The sequence below is a fragment of the Sulfitobacter sp. AS92 genome, from assembly GCF_038900015.1.
Lineage (GTDB): Bacteria > Pseudomonadota > Alphaproteobacteria > Rhodobacterales > Rhodobacteraceae > Sulfitobacter.
Genome location: NZ_JBBMQL010000007.1, coordinates 201923 through 215534 on the forward strand (window position 1 = coordinate 201923; position 13612 = coordinate 215534).

The window sequence follows — 13612 nt, forward strand, 5'->3', positions numbered from 1 at the left end:
GCTAGGGATCACCCAGCGCAACCTAAGGCTCCCCCAATGAAACCTATTCGTCTTATGTCCGGCTTCTTTACCGTTGGGGTCTGGACCCTGCTAAGCCGTGTGCTTGGCTTCCTGCGTGAAGTGCTGCTTTTGTCGCTCATTGGCCCCGGCCCGGTGATGGACGCTTTTGTTGCCGCCTTCCGCCTACCCAATATGTTCCGCCGGTTTTTTGCCGAGGGCGCGTTCAACGCCGCTTTCGTGCCGATGTTCGCGAAAAAGCTAGAGGGCGAGGAAGGGGCCGGGAAATTTGCCCGCGATGCCTTCAACGGGCTGTCGCTGGTGGTGCTCGCGCTGACCGCCTTGGGCATGATCTTTATGCCCGGTCTGGTCTGGTTGACCGCCGAAGGTTTTGTCGGAGACCCCCGGTTTGACATGACGGTCGCCTTTGGCCGCATCGCCTTTCCCTATATCCTATGCATGTCGCTTTCGGCGCTGTTCTCGGGCATCCTCAACGCCACCGGGCGCTTTGCCGTGGCCGCGGCCGCGCCGGTGCTGCTGAATATCTTCGTCATCGCCGCTATGACCTTTGCCGCCCTCACAGGGGGCGACGTGGCGCTTTGGCTGATCTGGTCGATCCCGCTGGCCGGTGTCGCGCAACTGGCGCTGACATGGCGCGCCGCGGCTAAGGCGGGCTATCCGCTGCGGCCTACGCGCCCACGCTGGACGCCAGATATGCGGGCGATGATCGTCATCGCCCTGCCCGCTGCGCTTGCCTCTGGCGTCATGCAGATCAATCTCGTGGTCGGGCAGCTGGTCGCCAGCCAATATGACAAGGCCGTCTCATGGCTCTTTGCCGCTGACCGCCTCTATCAACTGCCCTTGGGCGTCGTGGGCATCGCCGTGGGGATCGTGCTGCTGCCCGACCTGTCGCGCCGCCTGCGCGCCGGGGACAACGACGGCGCGCAGACCGCGCTCAGCCGTGCGGCTGAAATCTCACTGGCCTTGACCATTCCCTCGGCAGTGGCCCTGATGGTCATCCCCTTCGCGCTGGTCACTGTGTTGTTTGAGCGCGGCGCCTCGGGCGTTGATGACACCGCAGCGATTGCAACGGCGGTGATGATCTACGGTCTCGGCCTGCCGTCCTTCGTGTTGCAAAAGATTCTGCAACCGGTCTATTTCGCGCGCGAAGACACCCGCCGCCCCTTCTACTACGCCGTGGTCGCCATGGTGGTGAATGCAGCCCTCGCCGTTGGTCTTGCGCCCTTCATTGGATGGATCGCCCCGGCCGTTGCGACCACGCTGGCCGGTTGGACGATGTTTGCCTGCCTTGCCATCGGTGCGCGCCGATTTGGCGGTGCGGCCAAGTTCGACGCGCGCTTCCATAAACGCATCTGGCGCATCCTTATCGCCTCTGCGGCGATGGGCGTGGCCCTCTGGCTGGGCAACGCGGCTCTGCAACCGATGCTGGGCCTGCCATGGTGGCGCGGGCTGGCACTGGTGATGCTTCTTGCAATTGCCGCGATCAGCTACTTCGGCATCGGCCAATTGATCGGCGCCTTCCGCCTGTCCGAGTTCAAAGGCGCAATGCGGCGCGGTTAACGCTGCTGCAACCGCGCCCTCAGTCGCGCCCATTCACCGGGCGCGACCAAAAAGCTCAGGCCAAAACCACAAAAGAACCCGGCCAGTTCTGCGACCCACAAAAATCCGGTCTCAAAGAAGATGCCCCAGAACAGCTGTAGCCCCATCAGCAGAGCGATCAATGTGAACGCCTGATACTGCGGCCCGCCCGAGCCAAGCAGCCGCCGCCACATTACAAAACTATAGCCGCCAATCAGCCCATAGACACTGGGATAAGACCCAGCCAGCCAGACCGGGTCGTTCAACAACGCCCCATAAACCAGCGCGCCGCCAATGCCCGACAAGACAAAGATCACCACAAAGGCTAGCTGCCCCATCGCCTCGGCCACCAACTTACCCAAGGCCAGCAGCAGCACCACGGCAAAGATCGCATGGGTAAAGCCCAGATGGATGAACGGATAAGTTACAAAGCGCCAGATATGCTCAACCGGGAACTGCCCCGCGCCGATCATCGCGTCAAAGATCAGCCCGGAAAAGCCATAGTCGCGCACCAGCCCTAGCCGCCAACCCACGGCACCGGGGCCGCCAACCAGCCCGGCCTCGGCCAAAGACAACACCACCTCAACCCCGGCGATGGCTAAAAACAGCACAACAACCGCAGGCGGCAGCGGGTTCACGGGGGGTTGGAAATCAGGGTCTTGCATGGGCGCTCCTTGACGGGGTTCGCGGCCAGAAGTAAGCCTGCCGCGCAAGACTTTCCAGCCCAGAGGTACGTTCCATGTCCGAGAACCAGTTCACCCCGCGCGTGTTTTCCGGCATTCAGCCCTCGGGCGATCTACATCTGGGCAACTATCTTGGCGCGCTCAAACGCTTTGCCGATGCACAAGATCAGGGTGTTCAGTCGATCTACTGCATGGTCGATCTGCACGCGATCACCGTCCCGCAGAAACCCGAAGACCTCAAGAAAAGCACCCGTGAGCTTTGCGCCGGCTTCATCGCCTCGGGCATCGACCCCGAGAAATCCATCCTGATCAACCAAAGCCAAGTGCCCGAACACGCGCAGCTTGCATGGGTCTTCAACTGCGTCGCGCGCATGGGCTGGATGGGCCGTATGACCCAGTGGAAGGACAAGGCCGGCAAGAATGCCGAGGCCGCGTCGCTCGGACTTTTCGCCTACCCTGCCCTGATGGCCGCCGATATCCTGATCTACCACGCCACCCATGTGCCGGTGGGCGAAGACCAGAAACAGCACCTCGAACTCACCCGCGACATCGCGGCGAAGTTTAACCACGACTATGGCGTTGATTTCTTCCCCCTGACCGAGCCGGTCATCGAAGGCGCGGCCACCCGCGTTATGTCTCTGCGCGACGGGTCCAAGAAAATGTCGAAGTCCGATCCCTCCCCTGCCAGCCGCATCAACCTGACCGATGACGCAGACACGATCGCCAAGAAATTTCGCAAGGCGAAAACCGATCCCGACGCCCTGCCGTCCGAGGCCGAGGGCCTGAAAGATCGCCCCGAAGCGCGCAACCTCGTCAACATCTACGCCGCCCTCAGCGATCAATCTATCGATCAAGTCTTGGCCGACGTCGGTGGCCAGCAATTCGGCACCTTCAAACCCGCGCTGGCGGATCTGGCCGTCTCCAAACTGGGCCCGATCACCGCCGAGATGCAGCGCCTAATGGCCGACACGAGCGAGATCGACCGCATCCTCGCCCGCGGCGCGGAACAGGCGCGTGAGATCACCGCCCCGATCCTCAAGCGCACCTATGAGATCGTCGGCATGGTCGGCTGAACGTCCGGGGCTGCGCGCAAAGCCGCACAGCCCCTCTGCTTTTCTGTGCAATTGCCGCTGCCCCTTTTCGCGGCCATTTTGGCGCAAAGCGAAAGGACAAAGCGATGAACCACCCCACCATCGGCCATGTGCATCTCAAGGTCGCCGACCTTGACCGCGCCATTCACTTCTACAGCGATCTTTTGGGCTTTGCCGTGACCCAGCGCTACGGCGATCAAGCAGCCTTTCTGGGCGCGGGCGGCTATCACCACCACATTGGTCTGAACACCTGGGAAAGCGCTGGCGCCACACAGCCGCCACCGGGCCATACGGGCCTTTATCACAGCGCATTTCTCTACCCCGACCGACAGCAATTGGCGCGCGCCCTGCGCCGAGTACTTGATGCAGGCATCAAACTCGATGGCGCCGCCGATCACGGCGTCAGCGAAGCGGTCTACCTGCGTGACCCAGACAGCAACGGGGTCGAACTTTACCGCGACCGGCCACAAACCGATTGGCCGGTCGATGAACAAGGCAGCTTAAAAATGGTCAACAGTCCGCTTGATGTCGCCGCCCTGCTGGCCGAGGCAAACTAACAGCCCTCCTTCATCCTTTTAAAAATACCGAATCCCACCTCCACAACTTGACGGACCACCAGCGTTCATCCCCGCCACGATGGACAATTCCCCCTCACTGCGACAGGTTCGCTTTAAAAGGGAGAAACATGATGACGACGGGCTTTTTCTGGGATGAACGCTGCTTCTGGCATGCAGGTGGCAACTACGCTTTCACCATGCCGGTGGGCGGGCTGGTGCAGCCCTTAGCCGCTGGCGGCCTGCCGGAAAATCCCGAGACCAAGCGCCGGATGAAAAACCTCATGGAGGTGACGGGGCTTTTCGCCGAACTCGACACCCGCAGCGCCGCCCCGGCCAGCCGTGAAGCGCTGGCACGGGTGCATCCCGAAACCTACCTTGATGAATTCAAGCGCCTCTCGGATGCCGGTGGCGGGGAATTGGGCCATGCGGTCCCCTTTGCCCGTGGCGGCTATGAACTCGCGACGCTGTCGGCCGGGCTGGCCATAGAAGCGGTGGATGCCGTGGCGCGCGGCGATCTCGACAATGCCTATGCGCTCAGCCGCCCGCCGGGGCATCACTGCTTGCCCGATCTGCCCAACGGTTTTTGCCTCTTGGCCAATATCGCCATCGCCATTGAGGCGGCGCAGGCCAAGGGACTGGCCAAACGTGTCGTCGTGCTGGATTGGGATGTCCACCACGGCAATGGGACAGAGGCGATCTATTACGACCGCGACGACGTGCTGACGATCTCTCTGCATCAAGAGGGGAACTACCCGATCGACACGGGCGGCCTCGCGGATCGCGGGCGCGGGCCGGGAGAAGGCTACAACATCAACCTACCGATGCATGCGGGCTCGGGCCATACCGCCTATCTACACGCGATGGACCGCGTGGTGATCCCCGCGATTGAGGCATTCGCCCCCGACATGATCATCGTTGCCTGCGGCTATGACGCGGCAATCGTCGATCCGCTGGCGCGCATGCAGGCCACCGCCGCGACTTTTGCCGAGATGACCAAGCGCATCCGTGACACCGCTGAGAAGGTCTGCGATGGCAAACTGGTCCTCGTGCACGAAGGCGGCTATTCCGAAGCCTATGTCCCCTTCTGCGGCCATGCCACGATCGCCACTTTGGCGAGCAGCAAGATCGATGCCCCCGATCCAATGGCCCGCGCCCTGCACGCCCGCCAACCCTCGCCCGCCTTTGACGCCTTCCTGCGCCAGTCGATTGACGATATGGCGCGGCAACTGGACCTGTAAGAGACCCAAATGCCCGTAGCTGACCCTTCCGCCCTCGCCTTTCTGCAAAACCGCCGCTCGCGCCCCGCCAAGACCCTCGGCTTGCCGGTCCCGGACGCCGACGCCCTGCGCCTTCTCCTGACCGCCGCCGCGCGCACGCCGGATCATGGCAAGCTGGAGCCTTGGCGCTTCGTGGCCATCGACCGCACAGCAATGGCGCGATTGGCCGAGGTGGCTGAGCAACGCAGCGCGGCCCTTGGCCTCGCGCCAGAGGACATCGCCAAGGGGCGCGGCCAGTTTGACCAAGGCAACCTCGCCGTGGCGGTGATTGAGGTACAAAAACCCTCACCCAAAATCCCCCCGCTAGAACAGACCTATTCCGCCGGGGCCGTCTGCCTTGCGCTGCTCAACGCGGCGCTTGCCGCAGGCTGGGGGGCGAATTGGCTGAGCGGTTGGCCCAGCCATGACCGGGGCTTTATGGAGGAAGGCTTTGCCCTCGCCCCGCATGAGCGCATCGCGGGTATTATCCACATCGGCACTGAAACCACCGCCCCGCCCGAGCGTCCGCGCCCGAATATCGACGAGATCACCACATGGCTGTAAGCGCAATCCTGCGGTCATTTAGCCGCGCGCTTAGCCAATTGGGCGATTCGCGCTTTCGCAAGGTGGTTCTACTGGGCGTCGGGCTGTCGCTGGCGCTGCTGATCGCGGCTACAGCGGGCTTTGCCTATCTGGTGGACTGGGTCACGCCCGACGACGTATGGCTGCCCGTGCTGGGCGAGGTAAACTGGCTCGACGATCTGCTCAGCTGGAGCGCCCTGATCTTACTGATGGTCCTCTCGGTCTTCCTGATGGTGCCCGTCGCTTCGGCGATTACGTCGATATTTCTGGATGATGTGGCCGATGCGGTGGAAGAGGTACATTACCCGCATCTGCCCCCGGCCCACCGCGTCAGCATCGGCGACGCGATCCGCGATACGGTTAACTTTATGGGCGTGCTGGTAGGGGCAAACCTGCTGGCGCTGGTGCTTTACCTGCTGTTCGCCCCAGCGGCCCTGTTCATCTTCTGGGGGCTGAATGGCTTTTTGCTGGGGCGGGAATATTTCACCCTCGCCGCGCTGCGCCGACATGGGCGGGACGAGGCGAAACGCCTGCGCCGCCGCCATGCGGGCACGATCTGGATGGCCGGGGTGCTGATGGCAGTGCCGCTCTCGGTGCCGCTGCTGAACCTGCTGATCCCGATCCTAGGGGCGGCGACCTTTACCCACCTGTACCATGTGTTGGTGCCGCATTCGGATGCAGCCAGCCTTCGATATCCGCCACGCTGATCCAGCCCGACAGGATAATCGTGGCGCAGATCGCCCAGATGATTGCAGCCACCAATGTCGTCCAAAGCGCCTTACGCCCTAGGTAATGCTGCGCCGGGGCGCCTGCATGGGTGCCGGGAACAACTTCGCCCGCGTCGCCCTGGGTCTGCACCCGGATCGGCAGGGCAACCATAAAGGTCATCGACCAGATTACGGCAAAGAGCACGAGGCCCGAAACGATCCCCATGTTCAGACCTCCTCAAGCTCGACAAGCGCGCCATTGAAGTCTTTGGGATGCAGGAACAACACCGGCTTGCCATGGGCGCCGATCTTTGGTTCCCCTGTGCCCAAGACCCGTGCGCCGGTAGATTTCAAATGGTCCCGCGCCGCGATGATGTCCTCGACCTCATAGCAGATATGATGGATGCCCCCCGCCGGGTTCTTTTCCAAAAAGCCTTTGATCGGGCTGTGGTCGCCCAGCGGGTGCAGCAGTTCAATCTTAGTGTTAGGCAGTTCGATAAAGATCACGGTCACCCCGTGATCCGGTTCGGCCTGCGGCGCGCCGACCTTGGCGCCAAGCGCGTGGCGATACTGATCCGCCGCCGCATCGAGATCCGGCACGGCGATGGCCACATGGTTAAGACGTCCGATCATCCTGAATGCTCCTCGTGTTTCGCCGGCTTTATGCCCGCCGATCCGCTGAACAACAATGCGTCACGTTAACGCGTCGTTAGCCAACGCGGCGTAACGATTGTGCAGGAGATGCTGTTGGAGGCGATCATGGACGATACCGACCCCTTTGCGAAAACGACCCTTGCACCCACGGCGGAACGACCGCTCTTGGGGCTAACTGTTCTTGTGGTGGAGGATAGCCGCTTTGCCTGTGAAGCGATGCGCCTGCTCTGCCTGCGTTCCGGTGCGCGGATCAGGCGTGCGGATAGTTTGCGCTCTGCCCGGCGCCATTTGCAGGTCTACCGCCCCTCCGTGGCACTGGTAGACCTTGGCCTGCCGGACGGCAGCGGGCTGGACCTGATCGCCGAGCTTACCCAAAGCACACCGCGGGTTGAAACGATCATCGCCATCTCGGGCGACAGCCATATGGAGCCTGATGCCCGCGCTGCCGGAGTCGATGGATTTATCGCGAAACCGATTACGTCGCTGTCATCCTTTCAGCAGGCCATTCTCAAGACCCTCCCCGAAGAACGCCGCCCCGTGGGGCTGCGCGTCCTCCCGGATGAAGATGTCACCCCGGACCAAATAGGGTTTCAAGATGACATCGCCCATATCGCCGGCGTACTCGGCGGAGAGCCGGATGAACTCACGCTCGATTATGTCGCGCAATTTCTCTGCGGTGTTGCCCGTTCGGCGAATGACCTGCGGCTAGAGGAAGCGGCGAGGGCTTTAGCGCATAAACGCGCATTGGGTAAACCGGCGGGTCCAGAGGCCGCAACCATTGCCGGAATGATTCAGATCCGGCTCTCTGAAAAGATTGCGATTTAACGGGGCCAGCAGACTGGCCCCCTAAACAGGGCACCTAAAGGGTCGGGTCATTTGCCACGCGGACGAGGCGGGTGAGATCACCAAGCCGTTCCTTCTGTTGTCCCTGCTCGTCAAAATTACTGGGGGCAAGCCACGCCTCAAACGCCTCTTTCAACGCAGGCCACTCTGCATCAATCGCGGCGAACCAAGCGGTGTCGCGGTTGCGCCCCTTTACGATCGTGGCCTGCCGAAAGACCCCCTCATAGCTCAACCCCAACCGCTGCGCCGCGCGGCGCGAAGGGTGGTTCAGCGCATCACACTTCCATTCAAACCGCCGGTAGCCTACTTCAAAGGCCCATTTCATCATCAGAAATATCGCCTCTGTCGCCGCTGGGGTGCGCTGTAGGGCGGGACTGAAGTTGATATGGCCGACCTCGATACTGCCCGCCTCGGGCTTGATCCGCAGAAAGCTTGCGACGCCCACCCATTGATCCTGTGCAAGGTCTTTGACCGCAAGAAAATAGGGATCGGCTTTCCCCTCACTGTCACGCACCCAGCGGTGATACTGCGATGCCGACGAGAATGGCCCATAGGGCAAATAGTCCCAAACATGATCTTCGCCTACATAGGCACGGTAGAGCAATGCTGCGTGGCGCTCCGCTGAGAGCGGCTCCAACGTCACATAGCGCCCCGCGAAAACCTCACCGTCGGGCCGTGGGGGCTGCGCCCAATTCTTAATAGCGGGCCCAACAGGGCGTTCGGCTGATCTGTTGCTCATAGGCAAAGTTATGCACCGCCCCCCGCGGCCCGCAAGATGAATATCCTTAATTTAATCGCCATTGATCCCAGTCTCGGCATTCGAGCTACACATTCATGCCACATTCAACCTTCAGCATCATGCTAAGACCAAACCGTGCCCCGGGAGGGTGAGATGAGCCGGAACCAAGCCAAAGACATCGCAGGGGTAGAAACGCCAGTCGACTGGATTGTCGTGGGCGCAAATGTTCTTGGGTTGGTAATCGTCATTTTTGCGGCGTTTAACGCCCAAGCCGGTGGGCTGTTTCAACAAGTCGCCAGCCAAGCGGCCACAGGCACAGTCTTTTAAGCCGGGAACCCGCCCGTCCCTGCGGCGTTACCCACAGGTAACACCAAAGGAGTTCCCCATGCCCTCCATTTATGATGCGATCAAAGAAGATCACGATGAACACCGTACGCTGCTCAACACCATTGCCGATACCGAAGGCGACAGCGCCGAGCGACGGGATGCTTGGGATCGTTTTTATCACGATGTAAAATCCCATGCTGCGGCAGAGGAAGAGACCTTCTATTCCAAGCTGATGTCGGAAACTTGGGGCCAAGATCACGCGCGCCACTCGGTCCATGAGCACCAGCAACTTGATGACCTAATGGAAGAGCTGCGCGAAACTGACATGTCGTCTTCTGCTTGGCTGACTCGCTTCAAAAAGCTTAAGCATGATTACGAACATCACATGGACGAGGAAGAAGACGAGCTTTTCACCCGCGCCAAGAAGGTAATCGGCGAGGAGCAAAACGACGAATTTGGCGACAAGTTCCTGATGCGGAAGGAAAAGGAAGCCAAGCTCATCGAAGAAAAGCGCGAAGACAGTCTTGAGGATTGACCCAAGCCGGTCGCGCCTGCTAGATGTGTTCCCTTAACGTTCTTGTGGATATCCAGCCCCTATGGGCAGGTTGCGGTTGCAAGAAAGCGCAGGGAAACGCAATATATTGGATATGAGCGATAATCCATCACAAGACCTACGCGACTTCCTGGGCAAAGACCGGTTTGGCTGCGTCATGGCGGACCCGCCGTGGCGCTTCACCAACCGCACCGGCAAGGTCGCCCCCGAGCATAAGCGCTTGGCCCGTTATCCCACGATGACGGTGGATGACATCTGCGCCCTGCCGGTTGCCGACCACCTTGAAGACCGCGCGCATTGCTACATGTGGGTGCCCAACGCGCTGCTGCCCGAAGGGTTGCAGGTGCTTAAGGCGTGGGGGTTTGAGTATAAATCCAACATCATTTGGCACAAAATCCGCAAAGATGGCGGCAGTGATGGGCGTGGTGTGGGGTTTTATTTCCGCAACGTGACCGAGATTCTGCTTTTTGGCGTGCGCGGAAAGAACGTGCGTACATTGGATGCAGGACGTCGCCAAGTGAACATGATGCAAACCCGCAAACGTGAACATTCGCGCAAACCGGATGAGCAATATGATCTGATCGAAAGCTGCTCTTGGGGCCCCTACCTCGAACTGTTCGGGCGCGGTGTGCGCGATGGTTGGACCGTTTGGGGCAATCAGGCCGAGGCGGACTACAAGCCCGATTGGAAGACCTACAGCTACAATTCCAGTGTCGCGGCTGAGTAATCTGGCGCGGCGCATCGACGATGCAGTATTCGACAATGAGAGGCTCGTCGAAGATCTGCTGCCTGCCGATCTGCGCGACCGCTATTCCGTCACCAGTTACCGCAGCGCCGCCGCCGTACTGCAACAGCGCGCGCCGGAAGAACTGGCCGCGATCATCCGCGTGCTGCGTCAGTTCACCATCAGCCGCAGCGAAATCCGCGCGCCCGGTGGCAACCGCATGTCAGCGACGACCCGCTTCGCGGAGTATGCCGCGGCAGAGAATTTTCACGAGGAAGTGCGGATCAAGGCCGACCTACTGGTGCAACTGACCGCCGGAAAAGGCGACAACGCACCCGAGGTCGATCGCATCATCCGCGAGGATTTCATTCACAACCACATGGTCGATTTCTGGCGCGCGCGCGTGGCCTTTGACTATGAATGGAACAGCAAAGACCAGACCTACGACCGCGATCTCTATGCCTTTCGCAGTTTTTTCGAGGCTGGTGTAATCGATGTGGGTGTGATCGTGACACGCGAATTGTCGAACGATTTCTTCAAATCTCTCGGCAATTGTCTCGATAAGTTCGGGAATGAGACCGACAAGACTGTGAGCGCGAAGTTTGGGGCCAGCACCACTGGCACCCATAAACTCATCAGTCGCATTGCCGCCGGTCGCAGTGGCGGCTGCCCGGTTCTGGTGCTGGGCATCCTACCGGGCAATATCACCCCCGAGTAACCCGGGGGTGGCGTTTCATTTAGACAGGATCACTCCTGCGGGATAACCCGCAGGCCCAATTCCATCAGCTGATCGCTTGTGGGCTCGCTAGGCGCATTCATCATCAGGTCTTCTGCGCGCTGGTTCATCGGAAAGAGGATGACCTCGCGGATGTTCGCCTCTTCGGCCAACAGCATGACGATCCGGTCAATGCCCGCAGCACAGCCACCGTGGGGCGGCGCGCCGTATTGGAAGGCGTTAACCATGCCGCCAAAACGCTTGCGCACCTCATCTTCGCCATAGCCAGCGATCTCAAACGCTTTGAACATGATCTCAGGCTTGTGGTTTCGGATAGCACCCGACACCAACTCGTAACCGTTGCACGCAAGGTCATACTGATACCCCAGCACCTTGAGCGGATCATCCAGCAGCGCGTCCATCCCGCCTTGCGGCATGGAGAATGGGTTGTGCTCAAAGTCGATCTTGCCGGTCTCTTCATCCTTTTCGTAGATCGGAAAATCGACGATCCACGCAAAGGCAAAACGGTTTTCGTCGGTGAGGTTCAGCTCTTCGCCGATGACGTTGCGGGCACGCCCCGCGACTGCTTCAAACGACTTCGGCTTGCCGCCAAGGAAGAAGGCCGCGTCGCCAACATCGAGCCCCAATTGCTGACGGATCGCTTCGGTGCGCTCGGGACCGATATTTTTGGCCAGTGGTCCGGCCGCTTCCATCCCGTTGCCCTGATCGCGCCAGAAGATATAGCCCATGCCGGGCAGACCTTCTTTTTGCGCAAAGGCGTTCATGCGGTCACAGAACTTGCGGCTGCCACCTTTGGGCGCGGGGATCGCGCGGATTTCGGTGCCATCCTGCTCCAAAAGTTTCGCAAAAATCGCGAACCCGGAATCGCGGAAATGCTCGGACACCACCTGCATTTTAATTGGGTTCCGCAAGTCAGGCTTGTCAGAACCATACCACAGAGCGGCGTCCTTGTAGGAGATCTGCTCCCACGTCTCATCGACCTTCTTGCCGCCGCCGAACTCTTCGAAGATGCCCGCAATCACCGGCTGGATCGTGTCAAAGACGTCCTGCTGGGTGACAAAGGACATCTCCATGTCGAGCTGGTAGAAATCGGTGGGCGAACGGTCAGCGCGCGGGTCTTCGTCGCGGAAGCAAGGCGCGATCTGGAAGTATTTGTCGAACCCCGAGACCATCAGAAGCTGTTTGAACTGCTGCGGCGCCTGCGGCAGCGCATAAAACTTGCCTGGATGCAGACGCGACGGCACGAGGAAGTCGCGCGCGCCTTCGGGGGAGGATGCCGTGATGATCGGTGTCTGGAACTCGCGGAAGTTCTGATCCCACATACGTTTGCGGATGGATGTCACCACATCAGACCGCAGAGTCATGTTCTTCTGCATCTTCTCGCGGCGCAGGTCGAGGTAACGATACCGCAGACGCGTTTCTTCGGGGTATTCTTGATCGCCAAAAACCTGCAGTGGCAGTTCGGCGGCAGAACCCAGCACTTCGATTTCACGCGCGTAGACTTCGATCGCGCCTGTGGGCAGCTTGGGGTTAACCAAGCTTTCATCCCGCGCCTTTACGGTGCCATCGATACGCACGCACCATTCTGCGCGAACCTTCTCCATTTCGGCGAAAGCAGGGCTGTCGGGGTCGCAGATCACCTGGGTGATGCCATAGTGGTCGCGCAGGTCGAGGAACAGCACACCGCCGTGATCCCGCACCCGGTGTACCCAGCCGGACAGGCGCACATTATCACCCTTGTTCTCAAGGCTCAGATCGGCACAGGTGTGACTACGATAGGCGTGCATGATGGTCCCTTCCTAGGGCTAATTCAGGTTTCGCGCAGGTACACCGTTTGACGGTCGGGAAGTCAAGAGTTTGCTTCCAATAAGGTCTAATCAAACGGTAGTTGCCTTGCCTTCACAGTGGACTGAGCGGCGCATTGAGCGCCAGCGTATCGTAGTAAAGTGAGGCGAAAAGGTCTAAGTTGCGGCCGACGCAGAGACCGCATCCGGCAAAACAAAAAGCGCCGCAAACCCATTCAGGTGCGGCGCTTTTGTTTTTGGTTGCGGGAGTAGGATTTGAACCTACGACCTTCAGGTTATGAGCCTGACGAGCTACCGGGCTGCTCCATCCCGCGCCAATGCCCTCCGTTTAACCTTATCGCAGATTGGCTGCAAGGGCATTCGTGCAGAAAATTCAGTTTTTTCTTGAGATTTTTCCCTGTGCCTTTAACTTTCGCAATGCGAAATTTTTGAGGTAAAGCCACCGCCTGAAACGCAAAACCGCCGCTGCATGTTCTGCAGCGGCGGTTTTGTATTTGTGTCATCGTTGAGAGATACTGATGTGAGGAACTTATTAGGTTTGGCGATGACCTACTCTCCCACGTCTTAAGACGCAGTACCATCGGCGCTACGGCACTTAACGGCTGGGTTCGGGATGGGACCAGGTGTTTTGCTCGCGCTATGATCACCAAACCAAATAAATTCCTCACGCGCTTTGCGCGGGTGCGCAAAGCGTGTTCCAAGTCATGTACAACTGATTGTATGTGTATGCTTTTGATTGATAAGTTGAAGTCTTGCTTC

16 protein-coding genes, 1 tRNA gene and 1 rRNA gene are annotated in these 13612 nt (G+C 59.8%); 11 read left to right on the plus strand and 7 right to left on the minus strand.

Annotation, left to right across the window (positions count from 1 at the left end; genetic code table 11):
• Nucleotides 1-36: 36 nt before the first annotated feature.
• Complete coding sequence (gene murJ, locus WNY61_RS13840; RefSeq protein ID WP_342852001.1) at nt 37-1578, plus strand: murein biosynthesis integral membrane protein MurJ; 1542 nt, start codon at nt 37-39, stop codon at nt 1576-1578.
• Here murJ and WNY61_RS13845 read toward each other — a convergent pair.
• Entirely contained in the window at nt 1575-2261 is a 687-nt protein-coding gene (locus tag WNY61_RS13845; protein WP_342852002.1) for a rhomboid family intramembrane serine protease, read from the minus strand. The two genes, murJ and WNY61_RS13845, sit on opposite strands and share 4 nt — an antisense overlap.
• Before the next feature lie 74 nt (nt 2262-2335).
• On the opposite strand from WNY61_RS13845, the gene trpS reads away from it, so the two are divergent.
• The 5 genes from trpS (at nt 2336) to WNY61_RS13870 (ending at nt 6472) form a co-directional block, all read left to right on the plus strand.
• A complete protein-coding gene (gene trpS / locus WNY61_RS13850; protein WP_342852003.1) occupies nt 2336-3352 on the plus strand; it encodes a tryptophan--tRNA ligase in 1017 nt (338 codons plus the stop codon).
• A 104-nt stretch (nt 3353-3456) separates the two neighbouring features.
• Nucleotides 3457-3927 carry a VOC family protein gene (locus WNY61_RS13855; RefSeq protein ID WP_342852004.1) on the plus strand — a complete coding sequence of 157 codons (471 nt, stop codon included), beginning with the start codon at nt 3457-3459 and terminating at the stop codon, nt 3925-3927.
• A 131-nt stretch (nt 3928-4058) separates the two neighbouring features.
• On the plus strand, nt 4059-5165 hold the full coding sequence (locus WNY61_RS13860; RefSeq protein WP_342852005.1) for a class II histone deacetylase: 1107 nt from the start codon (nt 4059-4061) through the stop codon (nt 5163-5165).
• Between the two features lie 9 nt (nt 5166-5174).
• Nucleotides 5175-5747 carry a nitroreductase family protein gene (locus WNY61_RS13865; RefSeq protein WP_342852006.1) on the plus strand — a complete coding sequence of 191 codons (573 nt, stop codon included), beginning with the start codon at nt 5175-5177 and terminating at the stop codon, nt 5745-5747.
• Complete coding sequence (locus tag WNY61_RS13870) at nt 5738-6472, plus strand: EI24 domain-containing protein (RefSeq protein ID WP_342852007.1); 735 nt, start codon at nt 5738-5740, stop codon at nt 6470-6472. The genes WNY61_RS13865 and WNY61_RS13870 overlap by 10 nt, the downstream gene beginning before the upstream one ends.
• On the opposite strand, the gene WNY61_RS13875 is transcribed toward WNY61_RS13870, so the two are convergent.
• Together WNY61_RS13875 and mce are read right to left on the minus strand one after the other, a co-directional pair.
• The gene (locus WNY61_RS13875) at nt 6405-6698 is read right to left on the minus strand and encodes a DUF1467 family protein (RefSeq protein ID WP_342852008.1); all 294 of its coding nucleotides are present in this window, start codon (nt 6696-6698) and stop codon (nt 6405-6407) included. The two genes, WNY61_RS13870 and WNY61_RS13875, sit on opposite strands and share 68 nt — an antisense overlap.
• A 2-nt stretch (nt 6699-6700) precedes the next feature.
• Entirely contained in the window at nt 6701-7105 is a 405-nt protein-coding gene (gene mce / locus WNY61_RS13880) for a methylmalonyl-CoA epimerase (RefSeq protein WP_342852009.1), read from the minus strand.
• A gap of 126 nt (nt 7106-7231) precedes the next feature.
• On the opposite strand from mce, the gene WNY61_RS13885 reads away from it, so the two are divergent.
• Nucleotides 7232-7951: a response regulator gene (locus WNY61_RS13885; protein WP_342852010.1), complete on the plus strand. Its 720-nt coding sequence runs from the start codon at nt 7232-7234 to the stop codon at nt 7949-7951.
• A 34-nt stretch (nt 7952-7985) separates the two neighbouring features.
• Here WNY61_RS13885 and WNY61_RS13890 read toward each other — a convergent pair whose 3' ends face one another.
• Nucleotides 7986-8708, minus strand: coding sequence for a GNAT family protein (locus tag WNY61_RS13890; protein WP_342852011.1), 723 nt, complete (start codon nt 8706-8708; stop codon nt 7986-7988).
• A gap of 153 nt (nt 8709-8861) precedes the next feature.
• Between WNY61_RS13890 and WNY61_RS13895 the strand changes: the two genes are divergently transcribed.
• The 4 genes from WNY61_RS13895 (at nt 8862) to WNY61_RS13910 (ending at nt 11030) form a co-directional block, all read left to right on the plus strand.
• Entirely contained in the window at nt 8862-9035 is a 174-nt protein-coding gene (locus tag WNY61_RS13895) for a hypothetical protein (RefSeq protein ID WP_342852012.1), read from the plus strand.
• A 58-nt stretch (nt 9036-9093) separates the two neighbouring features.
• A complete protein-coding gene (locus tag WNY61_RS13900; RefSeq protein ID WP_342852013.1) occupies nt 9094-9570 on the plus strand; it encodes a hemerythrin domain-containing protein in 477 nt (158 codons plus the stop codon).
• A gap of 112 nt (nt 9571-9682) precedes the next feature.
• Nucleotides 9683-10315: an MT-A70 family methyltransferase gene (locus WNY61_RS13905; protein WP_007118014.1), complete on the plus strand. Its 633-nt coding sequence runs from the start codon at nt 9683-9685 to the stop codon at nt 10313-10315.
• Complete coding sequence (locus WNY61_RS13910; protein ID WP_342852014.1) at nt 10299-11030, plus strand: BglII/BstYI family type II restriction endonuclease; 732 nt, start codon at nt 10299-10301, stop codon at nt 11028-11030. The genes WNY61_RS13905 and WNY61_RS13910 overlap by 17 nt, the downstream gene beginning before the upstream one ends.
• 29 nt (nt 11031-11059) lie before the next feature.
• On the opposite strand, the gene aspS is transcribed toward WNY61_RS13910, so the two are convergent.
• The 3 genes from aspS to rrf form a co-directional block, all read right to left on the minus strand.
• Nucleotides 11060-12835, minus strand: a complete 1776-nt coding sequence (aspS, locus tag WNY61_RS13915; protein WP_342852015.1) for an aspartate--tRNA ligase — start codon at nt 12833-12835, stop codon at nt 11060-11062.
• A gap of 255 nt (nt 12836-13090) precedes the next feature.
• Nucleotides 13091-13167 (minus strand) — tRNA-Met (locus tag WNY61_RS13920).
• Nucleotides 13168-13389: 222 nt separating this feature from the next.
• Nucleotides 13390-13504: ribosomal RNA gene (gene rrf, locus WNY61_RS13925) — 5S ribosomal RNA — on the minus strand.
• Between the last annotated feature and the right edge of the window lie 108 nt (nt 13505-13612).